Source organism: Maribacter chungangensis (assembly GCF_042676845.1).
GTDB classification, from domain to species: domain Bacteria; phylum Bacteroidota; class Bacteroidia; order Flavobacteriales; family Flavobacteriaceae; genus Maribacter; species Maribacter chungangensis.
Genome location: NZ_JBHTHY010000027.1, coordinates 1 through 12,424, shown reverse-complemented (window position 1 = coordinate 12,424; position 12,424 = coordinate 1). Strand labels below are relative to the sequence as shown.

Genomic DNA, 12,424 nt, shown 5'->3' with positions numbered 1-12,424 from the left:
ATGTTAAAAGAATTCAAGAATTTTATAATGACAGGGAATGTCATTGACCTTGCGGTTGCCGTTATCTTGGCAGGTGCCGTAGGAATGGTAGTAAACGGATTTGTATCCGACATTATGATGCCCATTATCGGTCATTTTGCCGGTGGTGTAAATTTTGCGGATATGAAAGTAATATTGAGCGAAGCTGTTAAAGCAGCCGATGGTACGGTAACAACACCGGAAAATGCCATCATGTACGGAAAATGGGTAAATACCATCATCAACTTGATCATTGTTGGTTTTGTGCTATTTATGATTGTTAAAGCTTACAATAAAACAAAAGCGCCGGTCGAAGAAGCTCCTGCTGCACCTGCAGGGCCAACGGCAGAAGAATTACTTACCGAAATCAGGGATGCCTTGAAAAAGTAAGTATAGAACGTATTTCCCGAACTAACTCGGGACATGCCGCTGCACCACAGTTTAATCTTAAAACCGTCAATAGTTGTTTCGCTAACACTATTGACGGTTTTTTTTGAAAACTAGTTTATGGCCTACTACCTTTTCTATACGTTCGTCAGCGCAATTATCCTAAATACCCTTACAACCATAAAATGTTACATAAAAAACAATTTGTTATATTTTTAAAATTTTATTGATTTTTGAGACTACAACACTGGGTATTCCTTATTTTTGTCGCTTAATTTTAATGAGTATCAAATGAAAGTAGCAGTAGTAGGTGCCACAGGAATGGTAGGTGAGGTAATGTTAAGGGTATTGGAAGAACGCAATTTCCCTATAACAGAACTCTTACTGGTAGCTTCGGAGCGATCGGTAGGTAAAAAATTGACGTATAAAAATCAGGAACACAGCATCATTGGTCTGGCAGATGCCGTCGCGCAACAACCGCAGATCGCTATTTTTTCTGCCGGTGGGGACACGTCCTTGGAATGGGCCCCTAAATTTGCCGAGGCCGGTACTACGGTGATAGACAATTCATCTGCATGGCGCATGGATCCGGACAAAAAATTAATAGTGCCCGAAATCAATGCCCACGAACTTACGGCCACCGACAAAATTATTGCGAATCCCAACTGTTCTACGATTCAGTTGGTAATGGCATTGGCGCCCTTGCACCAAAAATATAAAATGAAGCGCGTGGTTATCTCTACTTATCAGTCCGTTTCCGGAACGGGCGTTAAGGCGATAAAACAAATGGAAAACGAAATAGCGGGTGTTAAGGGTGAAATGGCCTACCCCTATCCTATTGGTAGAAATGCCCTTCCACATTGCGATGTATTTCTGGAAAACGGGTACACCAAGGAAGAAATGAAACTGGCCCGAGAACCACAAAAAATATTGAACGACCGTTCTTTTTCCATTTCGGCAACAGCGGTGCGCATCCCTACGGCAGGAGGGCATTCGGAATCCGTAAACGTTGAGTTTTTGAATGATTTTGAATTGAACGAGATCCGCCGTATCCTAAACGATACACCAGGCGTTACCGTACAGGACAATCCGGATACCAATACTTATCCCATGCCAATTTATGCCCACGATAAAGATGAGGTATTTGTTGGGCGCATCCGCAGGGACGAGACCCAACGCAATACTTTAAATATGTGGATCGTTGCAGATAACCTTAGAAAAGGAGCAGCAACGAACGCTGTACAAATTGCCGAGTACGTAGTAGAGAACAAACTCGTGTAACCATTAGCGATACAGAATGAAGTGGTTTAAACTTTTCACGTTCAAGCGAAAATTAGCAATTTTATGACCATTTGAAGGCTTTTTTGAGTTGCATAGCACAGCTATGGAAGGAAAAAAAGACAGGGCCGAAACAAAAGCCAACAATTTGGCTTTTGAATGAGGAGCCAGCTGCAGCCCGCGGCGAAAAAGAGCAATTTTTTAGCGAACAGAAAAAGTTTAAATGACTTCAATGTTAAAACCTTCAAAACTATCCTGTTTTGAAGGTTTTTTTATGGTAGTTTTATCCAAATAAACGCAACTAGCACCATGAAAAAACTAATTTTAAGCCTAGCAACAATTGTTATTTTTGTTGCATGCCAAACAGAAACTAAAAGAGACCCCGTAGCAGTGAACTATCCCGTAACCGCAAAAGTTGACACCGTAGACACGTATTTTGGAACCGATGTGCCAGATCCCTATCGCTGGTTGGAGGATGACCGTAGCCCGGAAACAGAGGCTTGGGTTGCCGAACAGAACAAAACTACCTTCGGATATTTAGAAAATATTCCATTTCGTAAAGACCTTAAAAATCGTTTGGAAAAATTATGGAACTACGAAAAATTAGGTTCCCCGTTTAAAGAAGGGGATTACACCTATTTTTACAAGAACGACGGGCTACAGAACCAATATGTTGTCTACCGCCAAAAAGGAGATGCAGAGGCAGAAGTTTTTCTGGACCCGAATACCTTTTCCGAAGACGGCACCACTTCCTTGGCCGGACTTAGTTTTACGAAAGACGGTTCTTTGGCCGCTTATTTGATTTCTGAAGGCGGTAGTGATTGGCGCAAGGCCATTGTTATGGAAACAGCATCCAAAAACATTATAGCGGACACCCTCGTAGATATAAAATTCAGCGGTCTCTCCTGGAAAGGGAACGATGGTTTTTATTATTCCAGTTACGACAAACCAGAGGGCAGTGAGCTCTCCGCCAAAACAGATCAGCACAAAGTATATTACCACAAACTGGGCACGGATCAAAAAGACGACGCCTTGATCTTTGGTGGCACGCCGCTAGAGAAGCATCGCTATGTTGGGGCTAGTGTAACGGAGGATAATAGATACCTCACCATTTCCGCATCGGTATCCACTTCCGGGAACAAATTGTTCATTAGGGATTTGGAAGATCCCAACGGACTTCTGATTCCGATTGTAGACGACACGGAATCCGATGTGTACCTTATAGAAAATGTAGGTTCCAAATTATTTCTGGTAACGAACAGAAACGCACCCAACCAAAAAATAGTGACCGTAGATGCCGCAGATCCCGGACATGAAAATTGGGTAGATTTTATTCCCGAAACCGAAAACGTTTTAAGTCCAAGTACAGGTGGCGGCTATTTTTTCGCGGAATATATGGTAGATGCCATATCCAAGGTCTATCAATATGATTACAACGGAAAACAAGTGCGGGAAGTTCAGCTTCCGGGATTAGGAAGTGCGAGCGGTTTTGGCGGCAAAAAAGAGGATAAGGAATTCTACTTTTCCTTTACCAATTACAACACGCCCGGTTCCTCGTACAAGTACAATGTAGAAACGGGAAAATACGAACAGTATTGGAAACCGGAAATAGATTTTAACCCTGCCGATTACGAATCTACGCAAGTATTCTATGCGTCTAAGGACGGTACTAAAATACCCATGATCATAACGCACAAAAAAGGACTGGAACTCAACGGCAAGAATCCAACTATCCTATATGGCTACGGTGGTTTTAACATCAGCCTTACACCTTCTTTTAGTATTGTAAATGCCGTTTGGATGGAGCAGGGAGGTGTCTATGCCGTACCTAATTTAAGAGGCGGTGGCGAGTATGGCAAGCAGTGGCACGATGCGGGTATCAAAACAAAAAAACAGAACGTTTTCGATGATTTTATCGCCGCGGCGGAATACCTCATTGATAACAACTACACCTCCAAGGAATATTTGGCCATCCGAGGCGGTTCCAATGGTGGATTGCTGGTTGGCGCAACCATGACACAGCGACCCGATTTGATGCAGGTAGCACTGCCCGCTGTTGGTGTATTGGATATGCTTCGCTACCATACCTTTACCTCAGGTGCAGGCTGGGCTTATGATTATGGTACTTCGGAAGACAATGCGGAAATGTTCAATTATTTGAAAGGCTACTCGCCCGTACATAACGTAACCGCGGGAACTTCCTATCCTGCAACCTTAGTAACTACCGGAGACCATGATGATCGTGTGGTGCCGGCCCACAGTTTTAAATTTGCTGCAGAATTACAGGAAAAACAAACGGGTGACCATCCTACCCTGATCCGTATAGAGACCAATGCAGGACATGGTGCGGGAACACCTGTGAGCAAAACCATTGAACAATATGCCGATATTTTTGGATTTACGCTCTACAATATGGGTTTTAACGAATTGCCCAACCAAGCCGTTCTAAAAGAATTTAAGGAATAAATTCAATTTTAAATCAATATACTATTGGGAAATCCGTTCTTGTTATGAACGGATTTCCTATTATCGTACTAGACTAGAGGCTATTCCCCATGTTAAGAATTGAAAATGTATCTTACAGCTATGACACCGTACCTGTCTTAGCGGACATTAATCTAAGAATACAACGGCGCGAGCACGTAGCCCTTATAGGGGAAAGTGGTTGCGGAAAGAGCACCCTTTTAAAACTCATATACGGGTTAATGGACTTGGAACAAGGAGAAATCTTTTGGGAAAACGAACCCATTCTTGGCCCGGCCTATAATTTGGTACCAGGAGCACCCTATATGAAATATTTATCCCAAGACTTTGATTTAATGCCCTTTACCACAGTCAAGGAAAACATAAGCCAGTACCTGTCCGTATTTTACCCAAAACAACTTAAAGACAGAACCCAGCAACTTTTAGAACTAATAAAGCTCACCGATTTCGCTCATAAAAAAGTAAATACGCTAAGCGGGGGACAACAGCAACGGGTTGCCTTGGCACGGGTATTGGCCCAAAAACCTGAGGTAGTTTTATTGGACGAACCCTTTGGCCATATTGATAACTTCTTAAAAAATAGCCTGCGCAGGAACATATTTAAGTATGCAAAGGACAATGGTATAACGTGTATTGTAGCCACGCATGACCACAACGATGTACTGCCTTTTATGGACCGCATGGTCGTATTGCGGGATAAAGGCATTATTGCAGATGATCACCCTATGGAGCTCTTTAGAAATCCTAGAAATCTATACATCGCATCCCTTTTTGGGGAGGCAAATAGTATTTCCATGTCACAATTAAAATCATACGCCCAATCGGACAAAACCATTATTGTCTACGCGCATGAACTGAAGGTTTCGAACACTTCCGGCCTAGCCGTTACCGTTATAGAAAGTTTTCCTATGGGTAATTATTACCTTAACATAGGGAATATAGCAAATGGAGAATCAATTTATTTTCAGCATCATACGGTTTTACCAAAAGGAAAAGAATTGTATCTGAATATCTCCTTAGATACCATAAACCAACGAATACAATAGCCCGGGCCGATCTTTTGGTATATGCCTAGATAACTTGGAAACCCACAAGTCCGCAGTAGCCATTAAGGGATACAACATAGGAATCTCAATCTTTTACATTTTTGTTTTTCTACACAAGCAACGTACCACATTATAATTAAATTAATGTGAATGCTGCTGGTTTAAACTTGCCATGTCCTTTTCACTATAAACGCTCTTAGCTATTCAATTTCAAATAATTTTATAACAAAGTGTCATATTTAAAAGACTTTGGTAACTAAACTAGTAGAAAGGGACATTGACCATGAAAAACCAACAGGAAACTTTATTTCTTACCGCGCTGGAACAGCACCAAGAGAAACTGTTTCGTATTTGCTCCATCTATGCCAAAGACGATGACGACGCCAAAGACCTATTTCAAGAAATACTCGTTCATGTTTGGAAGGCTATGGGCACGTTTAAAGGTGATGCCGCAATAAGCACATGGATGTATAGAATTGCCTTAAATGTTTGTCTACGGTTTAAATCCAAACACACCAAAAATCAACACCGGTTTATCCGATTGGATAGTATCGTTATTGCCAATTATGATTCAGTGGATTATCGTGAAGACAAAAACGAAAAACTCCATAAACTAAGAATCTGTGTGAAAACACTAAATGAAGCCGATAAGGCGATAGTTGCCCTCTACTTGGAAGGACTTGCCTACAGGGAAATTTCAACTATTCTAGGATTATCGGAAAATCACATAGCGGTAAAGGTCAAGCGGATTAAATCAAAATTGTTGAACTGTATAAACGAAAACTCATGATAGAAGATGAATTGATTAAAATTTGGCAATCCTCAAGTGAACAAGAACGTATAAAGTTCGAGAAATCTAGATTGATGATAGAGCTACAATCCAGTTTGGGAAGGTTACATCGTTGGTGGAAGTATTTAGAACTAGTAGAATTCATTTCGGTAATTATTGGCATTATTTCCTTTGCATTCGTAGTCTATTGGGTTCCATTTACCACTGCCAAAATCGCCTCTATTTTAATAATTGTCTTAGGGATTATTACATTAACCAAAATACTAGGCGTAAACAAAACAAAGCCAAGTAATTTGGAGGAAAATTACCTAAAACATCTAAAAAAGACTAAAGTATATCTTGAAGCCCAAAAGAAACTGCTTGAAACCTACTTCTACTGGGGAATTCTGCCGCTATTTCCAATAATGCTACTTTTTCTATTTGACTTTTGGGAGATACCCGAAAAGCGAACTATAATAGTTATTAGCTATTTGCTAACTATCGCCATAGGACTATATGGCTATTTTTTAAATAAACGAAGAGTAAAAAATGAAATCGAACCAAGAATAGCCAAGGTCGATGCATTATTAGCAGAACTAAAGGGATAGCTGGTTTTGGTTACTTTTTAAAGCGTTTAACCACTTGTTTTCCTATCCGAAGTAGGGGCAATCTCTACTTAACAGTACGTGGGATTCCTCCTTGGGTCGGAAAGACAATTCACAGATTAACATTATTGTTGGTTTCGCTATTTTTACCGAAAATTATATTTTGGATCGTGATATCATTTTACAGGAACTTCAATTTAAGGCCGTTCGCAGCAGTGGTCCCGGTGGCCAGCACGCGAACAAGGTTTCCTCTAAGGTTGAGGTGTCCTTTGATGTCCAAAATTCCAATGGACTCAGCGAAAGGGAAAAAAGCCGCCTTTTATTAAAGCTGAAATCCAAATTATCTAAAAATGGATTGTTAGTGTTACAGTGTGATGAATCCAGAAGTCAACACAGTAACAAATCCATAGTTATTAAACGTTTATTGTCCCTGCTGGACCTAGCACTCATTATCCCCAAAAAAAGAAAACCTTCCAAACCGTCCAGGTCATCCATAGAAAAAAGGCTGAAATCCAAAAAAAAGGCCGCGCTTAAAAAAGCGAATCGGAGCAAACCTCGCTTGGATTAAACTAACACTTTGGGAAACTACTGCGGAGGGACTTCATAGAAAAATTGGGCCTTTTTGATCTTTCCGTTTGCAACTTCGTATACGCACAATTCCTCCATCTGCATGCGGCCGCCTTCCTTAAAGGTTACATCGCTTGTCATAGGAACCACAAAATGATTGCCGGCCACCATGGGCTCGCCCACACTGCCGCCATGCATTTCCTGAATGTTATTTTGCCATTGGACAAATTCTTCCAAAATGTTGGCTTTCCCTTTGGTAATCTGATTTCCAAAAGCCATTCCTTCCATTTCCATACTCACCGCATCGTCTGCATACAAATCGTATGCCTCCGGATATTTGCCCTCTTTACAAAAACGCACTAAGTTGCGAGCTACTTCTTCTGTTGTCATGATTTTATGTATTGATTAGTGCCTAAAAGATACGAAGAAAAGTACTATACTCAACCTATAATCAAATGACTGTCAATATTATAGTCTCCTTGGCCTGAAAAGTGAAGTTGTCTCCTGCCTGTTTTCCCATGAGTAATTTTCCTATGGGAGTTGCCGGGGAAATACAATAGATCTTCTGGTTTTTATGGCTAGTTTCGCCAGCGGAAACAGCGATAAAATAGCTACTGAGGTTTGTAATGACCAATGCCCCTAGACCAACATGGCCAAGTGCTTTGTTTTTAGGAACTTTATGTAACAAAGCTTGCATTTTTTCCGCTTCGGCAAGTTGTGCCCCTAATTTTTCACGTTCCAATTGAAGCATGGCCCTTCCTGTTTCGTGCTTATCGCCTGCACTACTTTTGGTCTCGGAGGTAAGTGCATCTGAAATTTCTTTGGCCTGCCGGTTTAACCGAGCTAATCGCTCCGCTACAAATGTGCTGCAGTGGGTAAATGCAACTTCCTTAAGAGCGTAGAGATCGTCGTTATTCTTCAAGATGGTACAAATCTGCCATTTTATAGATCAGGTAATTTACGATTTGGGCATTGTCCTCACCATTCGCCTTCATTTTTGAAATAGCATCCCGGTTTTCGGCCTTAAAATAATCCAGGTCTCCGGACCTATGTTCACTAAATATATTCCAAGATTTTAGTCCGCCGAGCATTGCCTTGTGCGCGTTGTACTTTTTAGTTACCAGTTCTTTTCGTTTTTTAATAGCCTTATCCATACCAGTAGGATTATTATCCTCCTGTTCCTTTAGCATTCTATACTCAGACGATATGCGGGCATCCGCTTTCTCCGCCTCCGTTATGATTTTAAAGTAAGCCCGTGACACCAAAGATTGATACTCTTTTTCAAACAAGATATTGGTCTTGACTTCGTAGGGTTCTTCCAAAAGTATCATGTCATCGTCCGCACTGGCATAAAGATCTTGTTCCTGTGCCTGTTTTTCCAATGATTTTTGAAAAGCCTCGGACTTGACCATTTCTCTCCAAATCCTGTTGTATTCTCTCTGATAGGAGGTTTGTATACTAGCGCATCCAAAAACAGAGGACATCAACAAAGACAACAAAACATGCGTCCCGTAATTTTTAAAATCTACTTTCATATTATAGTGTTCAGCTATGCGTATGCCATAGTGCAGCGAACTACAATTAAAAGGTTAAGGATGTATGCAATTACCTAAGGTGAAGATATGATGGGGGCTACAATATAAAAATAATATCTTAGCGTATGCAATTCTATTGGGTTATTTTAAAAAGAACCCCTATTGAAACATATCTGCCAGTTGTATACCAACAGAAGTTCCTATGGCGATTCCCATGCCTCCTAAACGCACACCGCAAGCCACATTGTTGGACACTAATTTTACTATGGGTTTCTTTTGTTTGCCCACACCCATGATGCCGCTCCACGCATAGTCAATCTCAAAAGGCGTATCGGGTAATATAACCACATTTAATATTTCAGCTAATTTGTCCTGAACTAACTTGGTCGTGCCGAACTCGGTCGTTTCCTCGGCGTTAAAATCCAAATTTCGACCGCCGCCCAATAAGATGCGATTGTCTATATTCCTAAAATAATAATACCCTTCCTGAAGATGAAACGTGCCTTTTATAGGCAGGTTTGGAATAGGTTTGGTGATGATTACCTGCGCCCTTGCCGGTTGTACTTTTTCTTGTATCAAATCGCTTGCAAAACCATTAACGGCGACACATAATTTCTTGGAAAAAAACGTAAATGCATCGGTCGTTATCGCAACCCCATCGGCACTATCGTTAACCGATATTACGGTGACGCCATTTAAAATTTTAATGCCCTCGGAAGTCGCTTTCTGCAATAAGCCCTGCATCATTTTTCCGGTATCTATCTGCCCTTCAAAGGTGTGCGATATATAATTTGGAGCAATGCCCTTATAGTTAAACCTATTGGGAGAGACCTCAAAGGCATTGGCACCAAAAACGGGACGCAACAATTCATTTACACGGTGTAGCTGCGACACACATTCATGAAAAAGCGCGTTATCTTCTTCCAAAAAAAGCTCGTGACCGCCAAGCAGCTGTAAATCCAATGCAGCATCGCCTAACATGTCACGTAAGCCGTTTATACCGTCCCATCGGTCTTGTACCAGTTGCTGTACTTCTTCTTCTGAATGGGTCTTTAGGTCTGAAAGGATTTCGGAAATACTCCCAAAGCAGGCGAAACCCGCATTTTTGGTACTGGCACCCTGCGGCAATAGGCCTCTTTCCAATATTAGAATTTTGGCCTCAGGAAATCGTTTACGTAACTGTAAAGCACAATTAAGTCCAACGATACCGCTACCAACGACGGTAAAATCAATGTTGGACAGCCAAGTTTTATATTCCCAGTAGCTTAGGTTCATAATATTAATTGTTTTTGGTTCTAGCATAAAACCAGCACTCAAAACTAGTATTTAATTAAGTACCAACACAAAATTCATTACAAAACAAACTAGGCAATTAGCGGTCTAGAACGTTGGTTCAAGGCAAAAAGGAAATTGCACTAGAGAACCATGCCAGGCTTTTCATAGGTGGCTTTATTATGAGCAGTAGTATTTATTTTTGGTTCAGTTTAGCTTGTTCCTTTACCAGTTTTTTTATTTCTGTTTTCGGCACTTTTTGGTCAAATTTTATCTGTATGGTTCGTTTTCCTGTTTTATACCTTTTTGTTTTAGTATTTCTCGGTCTTAATCGTTTAAACAGTCTATCCCGAAGGTTCGGGACCGGTGAACCCTGAAAAAAGGTGTATCACACACAGGATGCGGAGCACGTTATATTAAAAAGAAAAAAAGGTGGTTTAAGGCAAAAAGAGAATATTGATTACCTTTAGAGAACTGGACTAGGGCTTTTCATAGGATACGTTGTTGTAAAACGTTTTTTCCGCAACGATTTTAATAATATCCTTCTTTTCCATAAACCTTGTAAATTCCGTCTGCGTAAACTTTGCGTTTTCATTTTCAATTCCGTCTGCCCAATTTTCTATCTGAGTATACTCCAACCACTTTCATTTTTCTTATAATAGTATATGTTGTCCAATCCAGTTCCACAAATTATAAATGGTCGATAATCATAATCTCGTATTACCGCAATCTTTGTTTCAGGATTGTAAATTGGATATGAAACATTGTGAACATATTCTCCATTAAATTTAGTGTCCCATAAAACTTCTAGATTCATTGAATCATTTTTCTTAAAGAACGAATCGTATTCTTTCCATTCCATAACCTTAATTCCATTTATTTTTTCCGTATTCCAATATTCAGCCGTAAAAATTGGATATGGTGCTGGAATTTCTGTAAAGTTTAAAATTCTATCAGATTCTATAAATGTATGTTCAAATTCTGGACTTCTTAATTGTCGGTTATTCCAATAAATTATTGAATCGGCATCACTTTCGTTTAGTTGTCCGATAAAGTGAGTGTTAATTATTTCGTAAGCATCTTGCTCGGTAAATTCCGATAATACTTTTTGCTCTTTTTCTTTACAGCTAAAAAGAATACTTAAAATTGATATGGCGATTATTTTTTTCAAAATGTTTTACAACGGTTTGGCTATGAGTAGTTGCGTGGGTTAGTACGGACTTTTGCAATTATACGACAAGCTGAAAATTCCTGCGGAATTTTCAGGATAAGCCTGTAATAGCCATTGTTGTGCTTTCGTTAATTTTTCATTTCGTCTTCAATTAATTCTAAAATCTCCAAGATTCTTCGTCGTAAAGCGTCAGATTGCAGATTAGCACCTCTATTAAGAACAATTGCCGCAGAAATGATAGATTCCAAATTTTTATTAATTAATATTTCATTTAGGGTAGCGCTTAATTTTGAAATTCCAATTTCTGATTTAAAAGAATTTGAGTTCTTATCTAATAGCCAATAATGTTTAGATGCGTTCATAAAACTATTATAGACATCTCTGCCCAAACCTAATTCTGAAATAATTGGATGATATTGCTCGTTCAGTAATTTAATCCAATTAGTTTCGATTTCTGTTACTCCAACTACATCAGATGACCAATTTGATAGTAAACGTCTCAATTCGTTGTTGCTAATCAATCTTAAATTCTCCGAACTGGTTAAGTTGTTTTTTATAGGATCGAATGTCGGCTCATTCCTAATGTCAGCGAGATTTTTAATTACGGAATCTCTAAAAACACCAACTGGTTCATCAAAAGCATTCAACAGTTGTACTGCTGATTTAAGCATGATTTCTCTGGTCGCCATTTTTTCTTCTAATTGTAAAAGATTAGACTGATAATCTTCTTGTAGTTGTTTAAGTAAACTTTGTTCCTTTATTTTATCTTTTCTTTGCTCATTCCAATTATTAATTTGAAGCGCAATTAGAATTCCAATTACTACAAGTATAATTTCTCCGAGAGCATATTTAAAATACTTTCCCGTTTTTCCTTCCGAAAGCAAGTTTTGTCTAATTTTTCTAAAAAATTTTATCATTAGATAGCGGTTGGTTATAATGAAGCACAACGGTTGAGCTATGAACAGTACGGGAGCAAACCAGCGTTTGCTTTCCGCCACGCACATAGCGAAATCTTTTGGTTTTGTTTTTTCTTTTCCTTGTTAAAGCAAAATCCCAAAGATTTTGCGGACTTCATAAAAATACACAAACCTTTGGATTAAACCCGAAGCCCGTATTGTTTATAGGTTGTGTGCCTGTTGCACAAGATAGGCAAAAAAGTTGCTTTTCGATCTTGCCCATGGGGCGATTGATCGTACCTTTAGGTATGCAGGGAAAAAAGGAGTACCAGGAAAAGCTGTTCGCACAATTTCAACTGAGCGAACGTATACCAAAGAACAATTTCTATCGTCGTT

The 12,424-nt window shown here is 39.7% G+C and carries 14 protein-coding genes; 7 read left to right on the top strand and 7 right to left on the bottom strand.

Annotated elements, in window-relative coordinates:
* The 7 genes from mscL (at position 1) to arfB (ending at position 7,155) form a co-directional block, all read left to right on the top strand.
* Entirely contained in the window at positions 1-408 is a 408-nt protein-coding gene (gene mscL, locus ACFQZJ_RS19025) for a large conductance mechanosensitive channel protein MscL (RefSeq protein ID WP_379936563.1), read from the top strand.
* A gap of 288 nt (positions 409-696) precedes the next feature.
* Positions 697-1,686 carry an aspartate-semialdehyde dehydrogenase gene (locus ACFQZJ_RS19020; RefSeq protein WP_379936562.1) on the top strand — a complete coding sequence of 330 codons (990 nt, stop codon included), beginning with the start codon at positions 697-699 and terminating at the stop codon, positions 1,684-1,686.
* Positions 1,687-1,992: 306 nt separating this feature from the next.
* Entirely contained in the window at positions 1,993-4,149 is a 2,157-nt protein-coding gene (locus ACFQZJ_RS19015) for a prolyl oligopeptidase family serine peptidase (protein WP_379936561.1), read from the top strand.
* A gap of 89 nt (positions 4,150-4,238) precedes the next feature.
* Positions 4,239-5,213: an ABC transporter ATP-binding protein gene (locus ACFQZJ_RS19010; protein WP_379936560.1), complete on the top strand. Its 975-nt coding sequence runs from the start codon at positions 4,239-4,241 to the stop codon at positions 5,211-5,213.
* 283 nt (positions 5,214-5,496) lie between these two features.
* Positions 5,497-6,003, top strand: a complete 507-nt coding sequence (locus ACFQZJ_RS19005) for an RNA polymerase sigma factor (RefSeq protein ID WP_379936559.1) — start codon at positions 5,497-5,499, stop codon at positions 6,001-6,003.
* Positions 6,000-6,590, top strand: coding sequence for a hypothetical protein (locus ACFQZJ_RS19000; protein WP_379936558.1), 591 nt, complete (start codon positions 6,000-6,002; stop codon positions 6,588-6,590). Before ACFQZJ_RS19005 ends, ACFQZJ_RS19000 begins: the two co-directional genes overlap by 4 nt.
* A gap of 160 nt (positions 6,591-6,750) precedes the next feature.
* Positions 6,751-7,155, top strand: a complete 405-nt coding sequence (gene arfB, locus ACFQZJ_RS18995) for an alternative ribosome rescue aminoacyl-tRNA hydrolase ArfB (RefSeq protein WP_379936557.1) — start codon at positions 6,751-6,753, stop codon at positions 7,153-7,155.
* A 17-nt stretch (positions 7,156-7,172) separates the two neighbouring features.
* On the opposite strand, the gene ACFQZJ_RS18990 is transcribed toward arfB, so the two are convergent.
* The 7 genes from ACFQZJ_RS18990 to ACFQZJ_RS18960 all read right to left on the bottom strand — a co-directional run bounded on the left by ACFQZJ_RS18990 (position 7,173) and on the right by ACFQZJ_RS18960 (position 12,136).
* On the bottom strand, positions 7,173-7,544 hold the full coding sequence (locus ACFQZJ_RS18990; RefSeq protein ID WP_379936556.1) for a SnoaL-like domain-containing protein: 372 nt from the start codon (positions 7,542-7,544) through the stop codon (positions 7,173-7,175).
* 61 nt (positions 7,545-7,605) lie between these two features.
* Positions 7,606-8,076 carry a 3-oxoacyl-ACP synthase gene (locus ACFQZJ_RS18985; protein ID WP_379936555.1) on the bottom strand — a complete coding sequence of 157 codons (471 nt, stop codon included), beginning with the start codon at positions 8,074-8,076 and terminating at the stop codon, positions 7,606-7,608.
* On the bottom strand, positions 8,066-8,689 hold the full coding sequence (locus ACFQZJ_RS18980; protein WP_379936554.1) for a hypothetical protein: 624 nt from the start codon (positions 8,687-8,689) through the stop codon (positions 8,066-8,068). Before ACFQZJ_RS18980 ends, ACFQZJ_RS18985 begins: the two co-directional genes overlap by 11 nt.
* 159 nt (positions 8,690-8,848) lie before the next feature.
* Positions 8,849-9,964 carry an NAD(P)/FAD-dependent oxidoreductase gene (locus ACFQZJ_RS18975; protein WP_379936553.1) on the bottom strand — a complete coding sequence of 372 codons (1,116 nt, stop codon included), beginning with the start codon at positions 9,962-9,964 and terminating at the stop codon, positions 8,849-8,851.
* 476 nt (positions 9,965-10,440) lie between these two features.
* Positions 10,441-10,599, bottom strand: a complete 159-nt coding sequence (locus tag ACFQZJ_RS18970; protein ID WP_379936552.1) for a hypothetical protein — start codon at positions 10,597-10,599, stop codon at positions 10,441-10,443.
* Complete coding sequence (locus tag ACFQZJ_RS18965) at positions 10,581-11,132, bottom strand: hypothetical protein (RefSeq protein ID WP_379936551.1); 552 nt, start codon at positions 11,130-11,132, stop codon at positions 10,581-10,583. Before ACFQZJ_RS18965 ends, ACFQZJ_RS18970 begins: the two co-directional genes overlap by 19 nt.
* 128 nt (positions 11,133-11,260) lie before the next feature.
* Positions 11,261-12,136: a DUF6090 family protein gene (locus ACFQZJ_RS18960; RefSeq protein ID WP_379936550.1), complete on the bottom strand. Its 876-nt coding sequence runs from the start codon at positions 12,134-12,136 to the stop codon at positions 11,261-11,263.
* Between the last annotated feature and the right edge of the window lie 288 nt (positions 12,137-12,424).

Excerpts from the sequence above, each read along its gene's own strand:
- mscL (WP_379936563.1), top strand. The coding sequence starts at position 1 with ATGTTAAAAGAATTCAAGAATTTTATAATGACAGGGAATGTCATTGAC.
- ACFQZJ_RS19020 (WP_379936562.1), top strand. The coding sequence starts at position 697 with ATGAAAGTAGCAGTAGTAGGTGCCACAGGAATGGTAGGTGAGGTAATG.
- ACFQZJ_RS19015 (WP_379936561.1), top strand. The coding sequence starts at position 1,993 with ATGAAAAAACTAATTTTAAGCCTAGCAACAATTGTTATTTTTGTTGCA.
- ACFQZJ_RS19010 (WP_379936560.1), top strand. The coding sequence starts at position 4,239 with ATGTTAAGAATTGAAAATGTATCTTACAGCTATGACACCGTACCTGTC.
- ACFQZJ_RS19005 (WP_379936559.1), top strand. The coding sequence starts at position 5,497 with ATGAAAAACCAACAGGAAACTTTATTTCTTACCGCGCTGGAACAGCAC.
- ACFQZJ_RS19000 (WP_379936558.1), top strand. The coding sequence starts at position 6,000 with ATGATAGAAGATGAATTGATTAAAATTTGGCAATCCTCAAGTGAACAA.
- ACFQZJ_RS18990 (WP_379936556.1), bottom strand. The coding sequence starts at position 7,544 with ATGACAACAGAAGAAGTAGCTCGCAACTTAGTGCGTTTTTGTAAAGAG.
- ACFQZJ_RS18980 (WP_379936554.1), bottom strand. The coding sequence starts at position 8,689 with ATGAAAGTAGATTTTAAAAATTACGGGACGCATGTTTTGTTGTCTTTG.
- ACFQZJ_RS18975 (WP_379936553.1), bottom strand. The coding sequence starts at position 9,964 with ATGAACCTAAGCTACTGGGAATATAAAACTTGGCTGTCCAACATTGAT.
- ACFQZJ_RS18960 (WP_379936550.1), bottom strand. The coding sequence starts at position 12,136 with ATGTGCGTGGCGGAAAGCAAACGCTGGTTTGCTCCCGTACTGTTCATA.